At 52.7% G+C, this 14734-nt stretch carries 16 protein-coding genes, 2 tRNA genes and 1 pseudogene; 4 read left to right on the top strand and 15 right to left on the bottom strand.

Translation table 11 applies throughout. The features are described from left to right. Window positions 1-61: 61 nt before the first annotated feature. Window positions 62-138: transfer RNA gene (locus tag ACLQ7H_RS17905), tRNA-Pro, on the top strand. Between the two features lie 289 nt (window positions 139-427). On the opposite strand, the pseudogene ACLQ7H_RS17900 reads toward ACLQ7H_RS17905, so the two are convergent. The 3 genes and pseudogenes from ACLQ7H_RS17900 to ACLQ7H_RS17890 form a co-directional block, all read right to left on the bottom strand. Continuing rightward, window positions 428-586 (bottom strand): annotated as a pseudogene (locus tag ACLQ7H_RS17900) (transposase); the annotation flags it as partial. A 464-nt stretch (window positions 587-1050) separates the two neighbouring features. Continuing rightward, window positions 1051-1521: a hypothetical protein gene (locus ACLQ7H_RS17895; RefSeq protein ID WP_411753817.1), complete on the bottom strand. Its 471-nt coding sequence runs from the start codon at window positions 1519-1521 to the stop codon at window positions 1051-1053. Between the two features lie 558 nt (window positions 1522-2079). Next, a complete protein-coding gene (locus ACLQ7H_RS17890; protein WP_411753820.1) occupies window positions 2080-2682 on the bottom strand; it encodes a hypothetical protein in 603 nt (200 codons plus the stop codon). A 216-nt stretch (window positions 2683-2898) separates the two neighbouring features. On the opposite strand from ACLQ7H_RS17890, the gene ACLQ7H_RS17885 reads away from it, so the two are divergent. Further along, window positions 2899-3141, top strand: coding sequence for a DinI family protein (locus ACLQ7H_RS17885; RefSeq protein ID WP_021178442.1), 243 nt, complete (start codon window positions 2899-2901; stop codon window positions 3139-3141). Window positions 3142-3225: 84 nt separating this feature from the next. On the opposite strand, the gene ACLQ7H_RS17880 is transcribed toward ACLQ7H_RS17885, so the two are convergent. Then, window positions 3226-3301, bottom strand: a tRNA-Thr gene (locus tag ACLQ7H_RS17880). Window positions 3302-3410: 109 nt separating this feature from the next. Then, window positions 3411-4334: a LysR family transcriptional regulator gene (locus ACLQ7H_RS17875; protein WP_411753816.1), complete on the bottom strand. Its 924-nt coding sequence runs from the start codon at window positions 4332-4334 to the stop codon at window positions 3411-3413. Window positions 4335-4499: 165 nt separating this feature from the next. Between ACLQ7H_RS17875 and ACLQ7H_RS17870 the strand changes: the two genes are divergently transcribed. Then, window positions 4500-5915 carry a M20 family metallopeptidase gene (locus ACLQ7H_RS17870; protein ID WP_411753815.1) on the top strand — a complete coding sequence of 472 codons (1416 nt, stop codon included), beginning with the start codon at window positions 4500-4502 and terminating at the stop codon, window positions 5913-5915. Further along, window positions 5912-7186, top strand: a complete 1275-nt coding sequence (locus ACLQ7H_RS17865; RefSeq protein WP_411753814.1) for an MFS transporter — start codon at window positions 5912-5914, stop codon at window positions 7184-7186. Before ACLQ7H_RS17870 ends, ACLQ7H_RS17865 begins: the two co-directional genes overlap by 4 nt. 82 nt (window positions 7187-7268) lie before the next feature. On the opposite strand, the gene ACLQ7H_RS17860 is transcribed toward ACLQ7H_RS17865, so the two are convergent. The 10 genes from ACLQ7H_RS17860 to gspG all read right to left on the bottom strand — a co-directional run bounded on the left by ACLQ7H_RS17860 (window position 7269) and on the right by gspG (window position 14729). After that, a complete protein-coding gene (locus ACLQ7H_RS17860) occupies window positions 7269-8363 on the bottom strand; it encodes a succinylglutamate desuccinylase/aspartoacylase family protein (RefSeq protein ID WP_411753813.1) in 1095 nt (364 codons plus the stop codon). A 131-nt stretch (window positions 8364-8494) separates the two neighbouring features. Continuing rightward, on the bottom strand, window positions 8495-9337 hold the full coding sequence (locus ACLQ7H_RS17855; protein ID WP_411753812.1) for a prepilin peptidase: 843 nt from the start codon (window positions 9335-9337) through the stop codon (window positions 8495-8497). Window positions 9338-9395: 58 nt separating this feature from the next. After that, window positions 9396-10139 carry a type II secretion system protein N gene (locus ACLQ7H_RS17850; protein ID WP_411753811.1) on the bottom strand — a complete coding sequence of 248 codons (744 nt, stop codon included), beginning with the start codon at window positions 10137-10139 and terminating at the stop codon, window positions 9396-9398. Further along, the gene (gspM, locus tag ACLQ7H_RS17845; protein WP_411753810.1) at window positions 10129-10617 is read right to left on the bottom strand and encodes a type II secretion system protein GspM; all 489 of its coding nucleotides are present in this window, start codon (window positions 10615-10617) and stop codon (window positions 10129-10131) included. The genes ACLQ7H_RS17850 and gspM overlap by 11 nt, the downstream gene beginning before the upstream one ends. Further along, window positions 10610-11809 carry a type II secretion system protein GspL gene (gene gspL, locus ACLQ7H_RS17840; protein ID WP_411753809.1) on the bottom strand — a complete coding sequence of 400 codons (1200 nt, stop codon included), beginning with the start codon at window positions 11807-11809 and terminating at the stop codon, window positions 10610-10612. The genes gspM and gspL overlap by 8 nt, the downstream gene beginning before the upstream one ends. Next, window positions 11809-12795, bottom strand: coding sequence for a type II secretion system minor pseudopilin GspK (gene gspK, locus ACLQ7H_RS17835; RefSeq protein WP_411753808.1), 987 nt, complete (start codon window positions 12793-12795; stop codon window positions 11809-11811). Before gspK ends, gspL begins: the two co-directional genes overlap by 1 nt. Then, entirely contained in the window at window positions 12792-13391 is a 600-nt protein-coding gene (gene gspJ / locus ACLQ7H_RS17830; RefSeq protein ID WP_411753807.1) for a type II secretion system minor pseudopilin GspJ, read from the bottom strand. Before gspJ ends, gspK begins: the two co-directional genes overlap by 4 nt. Further along, a complete protein-coding gene (gene gspI, locus ACLQ7H_RS17825) occupies window positions 13388-13753 on the bottom strand; it encodes a type II secretion system minor pseudopilin GspI (RefSeq protein ID WP_411753806.1) in 366 nt (121 codons plus the stop codon). The genes gspJ and gspI overlap by 4 nt, the downstream gene beginning before the upstream one ends. After that, entirely contained in the window at window positions 13750-14301 is a 552-nt protein-coding gene (gene gspH / locus ACLQ7H_RS17820) for a type II secretion system minor pseudopilin GspH (protein WP_411753805.1), read from the bottom strand. The genes gspI and gspH overlap by 4 nt, the downstream gene beginning before the upstream one ends. Continuing rightward, window positions 14301-14729: a type II secretion system major pseudopilin GspG gene (gspG, locus tag ACLQ7H_RS17815; RefSeq protein WP_411753804.1), complete on the bottom strand. Its 429-nt coding sequence runs from the start codon at window positions 14727-14729 to the stop codon at window positions 14301-14303. The genes gspH and gspG overlap by 1 nt, the downstream gene beginning before the upstream one ends. Window positions 14730-14734: the final 5 nt, after the last annotated feature.

Below are 14734 nucleotides of genomic sequence, written 5' to 3'. Positions count from 1 at the left end.
AGCAATCGGTGAGGTAGCTGCTTGAATTTACATCTGAAAACGGTAGTATAGGGTTCTGCGTCGGCATGTAGCGCAGCCTGGTAGCGCACCGTCATGGGGTGTCGGGGGTCGGAGGTTCGAATCCTCTCATGCCGACCAACTATTTATAGAGAAACCAACCGCTTAGGGTTGGTTTTTTTATGTCTGGAATTTGGCTATGGTAAAACGATGGTAAAATGGCGGTAAAATTGCCGACCAATCATCACCTTTCTGCACTTAGGTTCCCCCTCCTTTTAGCCGTTGATCGCTGTCTTGCTTGCCGCTGCACGCTATCATGAGTGCCGGGATTACTCCCGGCGCTGCAATCACTCCTTGGGTTCTTCGATCGGTGCAGGAGTTGACTTTACACGACGCCTCCTAGAAGAGGGCAATATCCGAGTTAATCCTGTCACAACTCCATTTGCTGCTCGATCTCTTGGTCCTTCTTATCCTGATACTTCACGTATCGTCTGATTACTTCTTCGTTTACTCCAACCGTATCGACAAGGTATCCCCTTGCCCAAAAATGATTGCCCCACAGTTTCTTTCGTATATGCGCACAACGGTTGTCCGGCTAACTCAAAAGCCTACTGCCATGCCATAGGGCCCTTTCAACAGTGATTTCCTCGACCGCATAGATTCCCCTGCTTAACGTCATACATCTTCTGCCCCTTCTTCTGTTTCTATGGTCACAAAAAAGCCCCGGACTATGCCGAGGCTGGTTTTCGTAACTATTACTGTGGCAAAACCAGATGCCACCAATAATAGACACACTCATGATGTTTATTTAATCGTAGATATAAAACATAGCATTACAAACAATGTTCGAAGCACCTTTAAGCGCAGTGATAGTTTCATCCCACCCGGTCAATGCAGTGTTCAACTCATCGTTATCTTTCTGGTATTGGCCTATGTTGGCATCCAAAGAATCGATAGTTCCTGGTTATGACCTTACCTCGGGGAAAGTTCGGCAAAAACAAGCCTCTTTGTTTAGAAGATGGTTGCTCCTGCCGTTGAGCTAATGGTGCGTAATCAACCCTGCGGGCAGGCGACCAGATAGAGATCGTGGACTGGCATACTTGCATCAAAACCACGCACTCTCTCTGGATCATCAATAGCCGGGTCAGCAAGCTGCTTGGCTACGTCGTCTACGCTGACATCTTCAACATAAAAAGTCGCATCCGTCATTTTATTGCAGTTAAAATAGGTCCCCATTAATACCATTTCCCCAGGGGTCGTATAGCTCTCCTGTTTATTGACCAGTGCAACAACCCCATCCGCACGTTTAGCAACGACAACATAGTTTTCCTCTGAGCGATCAAAAACATAGGCATCGTTTTCTGGATAAGTCGACCAGATAGTAGACTTTTCAGCAAACAACTCTGCCAAGTTAATCGCCGGCTTTAGTGCATTTTTGTTATCTGCATTTTGGGCAACTGCCGAAGTCACCACGCCGAGGGTGCCAACCGATAGCATACCTAAAAAGAGTAATGTTTTTTTCATGCTATTAATTCCCTTTGGAGAAAGTTTAAATATAACAGCTTAAATAATAGCCTTATGACATGTAAAAAAAGTATTGCACAACCGAGCATCTTTGCACTCAATTATGATGGGTGCATTCAAACGGATGCGCAAAGATCAATATGCATAATAAAAACCAACGATTCATACCTTGACAAAAGGTGTATGACGGCAGCAGCAAGTACGCCACAGCGTTCCGTGCAACGCGCCGTGCCCGGCGCACAAAAAAGCCCCGGACTATGCCGAGGCTCTGATTGTTATGTATTCAATCACTGTTTCATTCTTTGTCTGGCTTTTCTATGCCGAGCCAAACAAGACCGGCAAAGATTAGAATCGCGATGCCCCATCCAATCCAGGTTAAGAATGTCACCAAATCTGACAGCGCTGACACCACCGACATCGAGGGATCCCCTTGCACAAGAAGTATTAGGACTATAACGCATTATCGATGCCACTCAGTAATGCTACTTTCCCAGTGAATGGTAGGAAGTAGCTCATAATCAAGCACCCATGCGCCCGATTTTGATGGGGCGGCGCACTTCACTCCTCCCGTCGGAGATAACCCACCGTAGCAAACAGACAAAGCGTATAGCCAAATAGCTCGCAGCCTTCTTCCACCATATTCTTCACCACGCGGTTGTACCCTTCAAGCATCAACTCATGCCACAGCAGGTGCATACCAAACAGGCGTGAAAATACTAATATGCATAACAGCCCGGAAAACATCACACCATAACTAGGGTGTTTGAAGAAATGGGCTAGTCCACGTAGCGTAGCGGGCAGGTCTTTGAGTGCATAAAGCACACAGAGCAGCGTTACGGATAAGGCAAACCATACCCAGGCACCATGCTGCAGCATATCGAACACAAAATCCATCTCGCGGATCAGCATGCATAGGAAGAAGCCACCGATTAATACCCTGGCATGCCGATGCTCCCCCTGGCGGTAAGCAGAGATAAAAAAGCTGAGGGCAATCGCCGCCAGCATGATCTCTTGGGTTGCCTCGGTGAGTGACGTCTCATAGACGAAGTTATGCAGCCAATGAACGTCAATGAAGATCAGACCCATCAAGAATGCCAGACAGAGACCTGATAGAAGGAAGACACACAGCTTTCTAATAATTATGGATAAATCTTGTTGCATATTAAGAATGATTATCAATTTCAAGGTAGCTCTATACTATTGACCTCAGCCACGGATACCGTGGCAAATAGTGCGTAATGGCGATATTGGCAACTCTATAGAGCACACATCCCCCAAAATAGGCCGCGATAAAATTTTCCGCCTCCCCTCTTGCACTTACCCCGTACCTTCGGTCAGAATAACTGTATACATAAACAGTAAATTTAGGGTTGGGCTATGTTCGTTGAATTGGTGTTTGATAAGCGTAATGTCGCAGGGATCCCGGGTGCCGATGAAATCATCAAGGCCGAGCTGACAAAACGGGTGCATCGCATCTTCCCGGATGCAGAGGTGAAGGTAAAACCCATGCAGGCCAATGGCCTTAACTCGGACGCCAGTAAAAGTGATCGGGAGAAGTTAAACCGTATGCTGGAAGAGATGTTCGAAGAGTCTGACCAATGGCTGGCCACCGATATTTAATGGGTCGTAGGGCGCGGTACATTTACTGCACTCATGGACACACAAAGACAAAAAACCCCAGCATTTCTGCTGGGGTTTCTTATATGGTGCCGGCTACCGGAATCGAACTGGTGACCTACTGATTACAAGTCAGTTGCTCTACCTACTGAGCTAAGCCGGCGAAATCTGTCGGAAGTCGTGTTGTTTCCGTGGGGCGCAATATAATACAGCCAGACTGGAACAATCAAGCGTAATCAACAGATTATTTATCTTATTGATTAAAAAACGGCTTACATGCCGAATTTCTCACCGATGGCCCGTTCTTCACGACTTAATGTCTGATTAATATAGTCCACAAACAGGTCCAACGCCGTGCTCCGCTGCCGCCCCAGTGGTAATTGCAGCTGCAAGGTACGCGGGCTTTGCTGCTCGACAGCAAAAGGTTTAAGGATCAATCCTTGAGGCTGCAACAACAGCATCGCAGTAAACTGACTACAAATAGTGACCGCCAGCGGGGAGCCCTGTAAAAAATGGTACAGCGTCGAGAAGTTATCGCAGGTCAGCACGGGTTCAATGAAGGTGCCCTTCATCTGGCAAGCGATGTCAAACAGCTGACGTACCGTAGAGCCCGGCTCCGGCAAACACACCGGATACTGGCAGAGATCCGTCAGAACCACCTGCCTGTCGGCTAATGGATGCTCCTTTCGCATCAATAACAAGACCGGTGCGGGCCACGAAGCCGCTACCTCAACGCCCCGCTCTGGGTGCAAACTAAACTGCAGCACCATGTCACACTCGCCATTGCGTACCAATCGAGCCAAGGTCTTAGTATCTGCCACCGTCAGCACGAAACTGACAGCCGGGTGCTCCGCACGAAAACGCGCCATCAGTTGTGGCATCAGCATAAAGGCCACCCCGTTGCTACAGGCCACGCGTAGCGCTGTGCGCCGTTCGGCTTTCAACCCTTTGATTTCGGCCACCGCCTGCTCAATATTCAGCAGGCTTTTACGAATATGGTTTTCAAAAATCTGCCCCGCCTCGGTCAGCACCATCCCCCGTGCGTGACGCTCGAACAATGGTGTGCCAACCTGTACTTCCAAGCGCTGGATCTGCCTGCTGATCGCCGACACCGCCACAAACAGTTGTTCACTGGCCGCACTGAGTGAACCACAGTTGGCGACCACCAGAAAAAAGCGAACCTCGCTACTCAACATGCCATCCCTCTCCGTGGTGCAAAGCTTGCCAAACAGCAAACGATCGTTGCTTTTAAAGCAAGGCTTGTTTGTTAAATAGATAATTGTGGCAAACCCCGATTTTAGCTTAGATAACAAACACAACAAGTAAAACAACACAGCGCAGACACAACGGGGAAAATCATCATGACGGGTGAACAGGCCGTCGCTTTGGCGACAGCGTATTTTGACAGTGGCGAATTCCGCCGCATATTGGCACGGCGCATCGCGCTGGCCACCGAAAGCCAGCGGCATGACAACGATGCCGGCATTTTGCTCTACCTCGAACAGGAAATCATGCCGCCGTTACGGGCACTGGGTTTCGAGTTACATCTGTTCGATAACCCGGAAGCGGCCAACCGCCCGTTTCTGATCGCCGTACGCATTGAAGATCCTTCATTACCTACCCTGCTGAGCTATGGCCACGGCGATGTAGTCTTCGGCGATGATGAAAACTGGCGCACCGGCCTTTCCCCCTGGGAACTGAGCGAAGAAGGTGACCGTTGGTACGGCCGTGGCAGCGCGGATAACAAAGGGCAGCACAGTATTAACCTGGCGGCGTTGGAGCAGGTTTTCCACGCACGTGGAGGCAAACTAGGGTTCAACTGCAAGCTGATTTTCGAAATGGGCGAAGAGATCAGTTCTCCTGGGCTAGCGGCTATCTGCCAGCAGCAACGCGAATTGCTGCAAGCCGATCTGTTTATCGCCTCCGATGGCCCACGATTGAACGCCACACAACCTACATTGTTCCTGGGCTCACGTGGCTGCATCAATTTCCGCCTCAGCATTCACGCCAGGGATAACGCCTATCACTCTGGCAACTGGGGAGGATTACTCAGCAACCCCGGGACCCAACTGGCTAATGCCATCGCCTCTCTGGTTAATCGACACGGACAGTTACAGGTTGCAGCGCTGAAACCCGCCCCTCTGGATGACAACCTGCGCGCCATTTTGCGCGATCTCAGCGTTGGCGGCCAAGCGGGCGATCCAGCGATCGATGAAAACTGGGGTGAGGCTGGCCTGACCCCAAGCGAGCGCCTGTATGGTTGGAACACGCTTGAAGTGCTGGCCTATCAAACGGGCAACCCGGCCCGGCCGATGAACGCCATCCCTGGAAGCGCTACGGCGGTATGCCAGCTACGCTTCGTGGTCGGTACCGACTGGCAAAATCTGGTTAACCATATCCAGCAGCACCTGCAATTACACGGCTTTGGCCATGTGGAGGTGGAATGGCTGCAAGGCTCACCGGCCACCAGGCTCAATCCACAAGACCCACTCGTTCCTTGGGCGCTTGAGATCCTGCAACAAACCAGCGGCAAAAAACCCGCATTGCTACCCAACCTGGGCGGTTCGCTGCCTAATGACGTGTTTGCCGATATATTGGAACTGCCGACGTTGTGGATCCCCCACTCTTATCCGGCCTGTGGTCAACACGGGGTCAATGAGCATATGTTGCAATCCATCGCTCGTGAAGGATTGCAGATCATGACTCGCCTGTTCTGGGAGTTGGGCGAAAACGGCAGCACGATCCTGGCACAACGCCGGGCAGGAGAAACCGCATGAGCGCGATAGCCCAACAGGACAGCGTAGCTGTTAAACCCAATTTGTATAAAACGCTGTTTGCCACCTGCATCGGCAACGCGTTGGAATGGTTCGATATCGCGGTTTATGGCTTTTTTGCCAGCTATATCGCCCATGCCTTCTTCCCAACGGAAGATCCGGCCGTTTCGTTGCTACTGACTTTCGGCAGCTTTGGCGTTTCATTCCTGATCCGCCCACTGGGTGCCGTGGTGCTCGGTTCCTATGCCGATCGCGTCGGCCGCAAGAAGGCGCTACTGATGTCCATCAGCCTGATGCTGCTTGGCGGTGCGATCATCACCTTTATGCCGTCTTACGCCACCATTGGGCTGGCGGCACCGCTGATGATCCTGGTTGCCCGATTGATTCAAGGTTTTTCCGCCGGTGGTGAATTTGGCAGTTCAACCGCCTTTCTGGTCGAACACTTCCCGGAGCGCAAGGCGTTTATCGCCAGTTGGCAGTTTGCCACGCAAGGCGCCAGTACGCTGATGGCTTCCGCCTTCGGGTTAGGTATGACCCATTGGCTGACCGAAAGCCAAATCCAGGACTGGGGCTGGCGTATTCCCTTTGCTTTTGGGCTGCTGATCGGCCCGGTGGGGCTGTATATCCGCCGCCATGTGCATGAGCCCGCCAGCTTCGTGCAGCAACAGAAACCCGAAGCACCGTTGAAGATTCTGGTTGGCAAACAGAAAAACCTGCTGCTGGCCATCGGGCTGATGGTGATTTCCACCGCCATCAACTATATGCTGAACTATGTACCCACCTATGCCACCAAAAACCTGAATCTGTCTGGCTCTGCCGCCTTTAGCGCAACTCTGTTAGCCGGTGTTATTTTAACGGTCGTTACCCCGATAATGGGATTATGCGCGGAAAAAGTCGGCCGCCTACCGCTGATGTGGAGTTCGCTGATCCTGCTGCTGCTGACTATTTATCCGGCATTCCTGCTGATGGTGAACCACACCTCGCCAATGATGTTGATGTTAATGGTTGGCTGGCTGGCCTTGTTGAAGTCCATCTACTTCTCGACGGTGCCTTCGGTGATGGCCGATTTGTTCCCGATGGCAACACGGGCCAGCGGTATGGCGATCGGCTACAACGTGGCGGTGACGGTATTTGGTGGCTTTGCGCCGCTGATCTGCACCCTGCTGATCACCGCAACCGGGACCAGCCTGGCACCAAGCTATTATCTGATGATGATGGCACTGCTGAGCGGTTGGGCACTGTTAGGTAGCAGAAAGCATTTGCGTTCGTCCTGATAAACAACCCCAGGCTATTGGAATAATTAGCCTATTTAACCCCTTGAAGGGATCTTCAAGGGGTTAAAAAACCTCACGTCAATTAGCAACCATCGGCACACTGAGGCTCAGGATTGTTAAACAGGATACGAACCAGCAAAGCCCTGGGTTCGCGCAACGGATCATTGCCGATAGCTAACACTCGACCATCATGGGTCGCAGTATATTCTCGAATGGTGTCGCCAAACGCATTACGTTGAACCGCCACCTTCTGCCCTTTGACCACCGAATCGCCGACCTTAACCAGAACCTCGGCAAATCCGCCAACCTCAGCTCGAATCGAGCTCATTTCATTACCGATATAGGTTTTTTGCTCTTTAGCCGTTGTCCCTAATGTTCCGGCTGTCATGCCTTGTTGAACCATCAGGTTACGCACCCCTGTCAAACTACGCGCGATAAGTTCGGGTTGATACAGCTTGGGCTTGCCAATTTCGAGTGTAATGGCAGGGATCTTGTTTTCAACGAAAGTGGTTTCGACAGAGCCTTTCTCACCAGGATCGGCTTTAATCTGGTCCGCCGGGAACAATTCAGCCATTTGCTTCACCTGCGGGTTACGGTAATCCGCATAGATGAACAAGGGATATTCGGTACCCCGGCTCTGCGTGTGCATATCAACGAACAACGTGGCATTGCCCACCCACAAATTATTCCATAGCAGCCAAGCCTGTTGTTCGGCAGCGTTGCCTTTTTCCTTGCCCGGCCAGATCCGGTTGAAATCAACCATATCCCCCCCGTCATTGGCCAACTGCCAGTTTCGGTTATTGGCCAACATGCCGGAAGGATTCGCGCCCACGGCACCGATCACAGTGCCTTTCAACTCTGCGGGATCCAGCTTTTCAAACACCTGCTGTATCACCCGGGTGCCATTTAGTTCATCACCATGGACCGCCGCTTGCAGACCCAGCTTAGGACCAGGTTGTGCGCCTTTGGCCACCATAACAGGAACATACCAATGTTGACCGATCCCATTGCTGGTCCCCTGGAACATGAAGCGATAAACCTTTCCTGCCTCCAGATCGTCTACATCCAACTTGCTGATAACCGGATTACCCTCAATTTTATCTCCGGTATAAACCGTTGCCGCCTGAGCATTAAGCATTCCCGTAAGCAACACCGCCAACATCGTAACCTTATGCATAATCATTCCCTTTAGTATCTGTAGGTAACACGTAAAATATTTTTGATCATTGGTCAACCGACTAGCAAAAGTCGTGCTTCAGGAACAAGACGGGGTGCGCTTGCTAGCGCCTCCAATCGAGATATAGGCGCTTAAAAGCTCCAGGGTATAAACATATTGACCGCGCCCGACACGGCGAGCCAGGGACCAAAGGCTAACGGTTGATTAAGATCTTGTTTCGCCAACCCTCGCTGTATCAGCGTAACCAGCAGCCCACTGGCCGCCGCCACCAAAATCACCTGTGGCAACGCTTGCCAACCTAACCAGGCTCCTAACGCCGACAGTAATTTAAAATCACCATAGCCGAGAGCCTCTTTACCGGTTGCCAGCTTGAATAGCCAGAACACGCTCCATAGGCAGACATAACCTGCCACTGCGCCAATCGTCGCCTGTTCCAACGAGGCAAAATGCCCCTGAATATTGAATAAAAGTCCGATCCACAGCAGTGGCAACGTCAGCACATCTGGCAACAGTTGTCTGTGATGGTCAATAACTGCCAGCGTCAGCAAAAAAGAGAGCAATATCCAGGCGCCTAGCAAGGGGAAACCTAGCGGGAATATAAGCGCCGTCAGCACGAACATCATAGCCGTTGCCACCTCAACCAGGGGGTAGCGCCTTGGGATACGCTCACCACAGCAACGAGCCTTACCCTTTAACAACAGAAAACTCAGCAGGGGTATATTGTCCCTGGCCGCAATAGGATGCTGGCAATGCGGGCAACAGGAACGTGGTAATAGCAGATCAAAGCGCGGTATGGATTCAGGTAAGGGCAGCCCCAGTTGTACGAGCGCCTCACGCTGCCATTGCTTCTCCAGCATCACCGGTAACCGATAAATCACCACGTTCAGAAAGCTACCCACTATGGCCCCAAATATCCCCACGACACACAGCCAGAGGAGGGGAAATGCAACAGTAAAATCCAGTAATAAACTCAAAAAACCTCCCTGCAGTCAGCCAAACCTACCTAACCCTTTTAAGACAGCCTAGCGCCGTTTAAAGTAACCGCCCCTGAACCTGCCAGGGTATCTGCCCCTGATCGTTGGCCCTGCCTAACTGATTTATCAGTGGCCTCATCGCCTCCGGTAATACCGGCCCACGGCGCACCTGACCGTTGAACTGATAGCGCCCGTCAAATCCGACGGTGCCACTCCCCGTCAGGCTCAGATGAGAGGAATCTTGTTTCAACACCAACACCAGAGCCCCTTTTCCATCACAGCTCAATTGGCCTTGCACGTTGGCCAGTTCCAACGCCCCCAATGGAGTCGCCAACTGTGCGTGTTGCCAGTTGACAACACCACCGCCAAGACTCCGGCAACCCGCGGAACTGAACTCTCCTTGTTGCAACCGCAGTCGCAGCTCTCCCTGGGCGGTGATCGGCAAAGGCAACGACAACTGTTGCCGCACAACATCTGCAGGAATAGAGAGTTGCCATTCATGCAGTTGCAGATCCTGCCAACCACGCAGGATACCGGCTCCCTGCCAGCCTTGCGGATCCCTTAGCTCAATCTCCAAGGCTGGCATCCAAGAGGAGAAAGTGAACTGCCAGTTCAGCTTTGCCAGCATAATGTTACGCCAGCTTAACTGGTGCAAACTGCCCTGCCACAGGGAACCAGAAAAGCCACCGACCTTCATATCTGCGGGTATAAAAGCTTGTAATACCCGTGCTGGCGCGTGTCCTCCCAGCAATAGGAGATAACAAGCCAACAAAAGCACGGCCTTTTTGGCTTTAGCGCCCATCACTGCGCTCCAGCATCAGTTTGTTTACCGTCACCCATCCTGGTTTATCGGGACGCATCGCCACCTCAAGCGCCACAATGCGAACGCTATAGCGCTTTTCCAACTGTGTGAGCCAAAGCATCAGGGCATTAAAATCGCCAGATTCCAGCGTGACCGCCAGCCGCTCTCCCTGAGGTTGCATGCGGGTAATGTTCATGTTTTGAGCTGCAGCACTCTGTGCCACCCTGGCCGACAAGCTTAGGGAGGTCTCCTGTATGGGTTGTGTCTCCTGTTGGCGCAAGCGCGGAGCCTGTTGCATCATCCATTCCACCGAGTTTTGTTCACGGGCGATAGTACGCTGCCATTGGCTAGCCTGTTGTTGCCAGGGCAACCACAGTGCGTAGTAGCACAAGCTCACGATAACCAATACACCACAGCCTAATACCAATCCTCGTTCCCGAAGGCTGAGCTGTAGCCAGCGGTGCTTGAGTTCATTCATCCTTTATCCCCAGAGTCAGTCGGCCCTCTACCCCAGTTGGATTCTGCTTGATTTCGCCAGGTTGCACCTGGTAACGCTGCCCTGCAGCAACCTGAAACTGTTCCAACGCCTGAAAAGAGGCCGCCTGTATATCGACTTTCAGCTCTTTACGGCCAGCGTCATAAGACAGCGCCTGGAACCGGATTGCCGAGTTCTCCGCCATCAGCTGTTGCAATTGGCGCATCTGTGCGACTACACCGGCTTGCTCGATAGGCTGTAATTGCTGCAAGTGCTGCTGCATCTGCACGCGCGGATTAACCACCTTTTTATCAGCCGGAAACAGCTGTTGGTAGACCCGCACACTTTCCTGCCGCCAATGTTCAGCCTGTTGCCAAAGTCGGTAATGAGATAGCCCGGCGCTCACACACAGCAGCAGTAAATACCCCGTTAATGCCATCATCACGGTTCGCCATGGGCGTAATCTTGCGCGCCAGGGGCTTGAGCGGGTGAATTCGCCCTGGCGCAGATCGGCTCCGCTCTCGTGCACGCCTTCTGCCGCCAGTTGCAGTAAATCCCGCGGTGGTTGAACACGCCATTCCGGAGGGCTAGCAGTGGATGCTGGTGGTGCGGAGTAGCTTTCAATTACCGGCGGTGCCCACACGGCCAAAAACTCCGATAACCAGGAGGATTCAACAATCATGCCAGCATGCATTTCCCGGCGAAACAGCCATTGATCATTGAGACTGACCGCACTCCAACCGTCGGCGGCCAAGGGTAACGCCAGCACATCTGGCAACATTGCCTGCACCTGCCCCCCCAGACGATCACAACGGGCTATCCACTGATGCATAAGGCTTTTATCAACTACCGCAACGTCACACACATCACCACTTTGCTGCAAAATGGCAAAATGCAGCCGTTCAACCTCCGTTGCCAGTTGCTCCTCCAGCATAAACGGCAGCACTTGCAGACTCTGACGCCTGGCACGACGAGGCAGCGTCACACGATGGAAAACCAACTCGCTCGCAGGCACCAATACCCAGGCAGGATATCTGGCAAGCAGGCTCACCAATTGGTCATCGTTCTCCCCAATAGCCAAACTTCCTCGCTGGTGACCGTCTGCTGAAGCGAAATACCACAGCATTGGCTGTGTTTCATCGCTGGGTAAGCGCAGTATCAACCTGGCTTGCCCACGGGGCTTTCTGTTAGGCATCAAGGCTCCACCATCATGCTTAATCCATATTGCCGCTGTACCACCTGGAAACTGTTACCGGCTTTGCGCAACAGGCTGCGCTGGCTATAGTGAGTCTCCCCCATCAGCACGGTGAAACTGGCTAAAAACAGCTCACTCTTTGTCGTCAACAGCGATCTGACCGTTGAGGTGTCTATGTCCTTCAGGGCAACCTGTGCCAAAAATGCCGTCGTACTGCTCCACCCTTCACGTGGACGCTGTTGTAACAATCGAGTCGCCATGGCTGAATCAAGCTCCTTGAGAAATAGCGCCGCCAGTAATGGCCCTTGAGACTCACTCAGGGTATTAACGTTTACCAACAGCGTCTGGGTTGGCAGCGCGCAAACGTAAGGCAAAAGACGCCGATAAAGGCTGGCATCAACCCCAGAGACGGTGCGCAACTCGCTGACATCCTGCATGGGTTGATTGGCGGGCAAGTAAGCCACCGCCTGGGCCATATAGACCTCATCTTCAGCCCCATCAATGCCTGGTTCGCTATCACTGTCTATCCAGTCACGCAGTGCCGCGGCTATCTGCGTCGCACGCAGGGGATCTTCCCCCAGGTTGATTAACAGCTGTCTAAAAACCTGGGTAGGGTAAGGCAATATCGGCTGCATGCCTTCAGTAGCTGCCCCTTGGTTAATCACATTGAGATTAAAGCAGGCCTGGCCATCAACAATCTGCCCAAACACCTCCCCGCCTTCAACGGGGAAACGGCGCTGTTCTTGCGCCCAGTTTTGCGCCAGATGCGTTTTATTAGGTGAGTCCAGCGCGTCTCGTTGCAAAATTTTCACCGCCAGTGCCTCTGCCGAGCGGGCATACCATTTTGCCTGCTGGCGATCCAAATGAGCCGCTGTGCGCAGATAGGTGCGCCCGTTTCGCTCGGCAATGGTCGCAGCAATCGTCACCATCAGCGCCAGGATCAGCAACACCACCAGCAGGGCAACGCCCTTTTGCCGCGCCCTCATTTTTGCCCCACCGTCGTGATCAAAAACAGACGGGTCAATTCACCCACGCCAGCAACCACTAATGTCACTTCAATCCCCTGCGGCAAAACCGACGCGTTGTCCCAACTCTCCCGCCACGTCCCCTCAGCAAAAAAGCGCAGACGAAAGACACTGACCTCATTGAGCAAGACCTTGATCACCTGAGCTTCCCCAACGAGCGGATCCGCATGGGCATAGCTCAACCGCTCTAACTGCTGATGGCGCAGACGATATCCCACCGGTTGTAACTCGGCGCGGGGCAACATCCCCATCGGGTTTTGCCAACCGTTGCGCATGAAAGAGACGCCCCAGTCCTCACTTTGTAATTGATAGCGCGCCGCGGAAAACACACGTTCATTCCCTCTGTGATGGCGAGGGATGATCTGACCGAAATCCCCTTCCAGCTGTATAAAGGCACGTTGAAGCTCAGCCAACCGCTGTGCTTTGCGCTGCGAAATCTCATCATTGCGCATCACCCCCTGCAACACCTGGAAGGCGCTGATGCTCAACGCAGCAAAAATCGCCAATGCCAACAGCATCTCGAGCAACGTGAAGCCCCGCTGGCTACGACAATTCATTCCCGCACCACGTAACTGCGTAAAGAAACCACTGGCGCGGCGTCTTCTTTATGACGCCGCACCTCAACATCCAGTGCCCGTAATTGACCCAGTTCGGTATCAACCCCTTGCCAGCGTAGAGACCATTCCTCGCCAGCATAGGTCACCGTGGTGCCGATCCAGCGCTTTTCCGGCCAGGTTTTATCAAGATGTAACCTGACCTGTTGATTATCCGCCAACCAACTTGCCAGTATTTTTTCCTCCATACGGCCAATGCTGCCAGCCTGCTGTGCCGTGGTTTGCAGCACGGCTAACCCCGCCAAGGCGAAAACGATCAGTGCCACCAGCACTTCGAGCAACGTCATCCCTCTTTGGGTGTTCATTGTGCTGCTCCGTTTGCTGACGAATCGATCGCGCCTGCTGCGTCTACTCGCAGCCATACCAATGGTTGGCTACCCGCCTCACTGAAAACCAGCTCAAACGGTGTAACCTCCCCGCCAGGTAACAGCAAAATATCGGGTTCCGGTGGCGACTCCGCAGCACGCGGCCACTCCTGCCGATCGGGAAAATGCAGCTTGAGCCGGATATCATCAGGCATTTGGCTCCCTAACGCCGCCTGACGGGGTTGCCAATTCTGCCAGACGTAACCTTGCCAACTATCCGAGCCAGAGACTGCCCCCCGTTTTTCAGCAGCCTGACGCTGTAGCATTTGGAATTGCCAGCCGTCTGGTCGAACCTGGATCCCCAGCAACTGGTCATTTTGCACCGCGGCATCCATGGCAAACGCCAACTGAGCCTGAAAACGTTTCAGCTGTAGCTGCGGGTTATTTTGTTGCATGGCCGGAAATGACATGATCACCAAGCTGGCAGCACTCCCGATCAGCAGCACAACCAGCATCATTTCCAACAACGTAAAGCCGCGTTGGCGCACTACTTCTTACCAATCGTCCAGTTACCAATATCATCCTCGGTGTCCGGTATGCCATCGGGCCCATAAGAGAAAACGTCTAACTGACCGTGTTGGCCCGGGTTAAGCAACTGATAGTCTGCCCCCCAGGGATCCTGCGGCAAACGGCGAATATAGCCACCTTGGGGATAACTGCGCGGTTCCGGCTGTGCCGAGGGCTTGGTCACCAATGCCTGTAACCCTTGTTCGGTGGTGGGATATCGACTGTTATCCAGCTTGTACATATCCAACGCGCTCTCCAGCGCGACAATATCGCTGACGACTTTCTGATGGTCCGCCTTCTCTTTGTTTCCCATCAGATTAGGCACTACCAGACTCGCCAGGATGCCCAGGATCACAATCACCACCATAATTTCCAGCAGGGTAAAACCTCGCTGACGTTGTTGCCGCATTTTTC

It is taken from the genome of Serratia sp. (in: enterobacteria) (assembly GCF_046715635.1).
Classification (GTDB): Bacteria; Pseudomonadota; Gammaproteobacteria; order Enterobacterales; family Enterobacteriaceae; genus Chania.
This window is presented reverse-complemented; position numbering and strand designations above follow the sequence as displayed.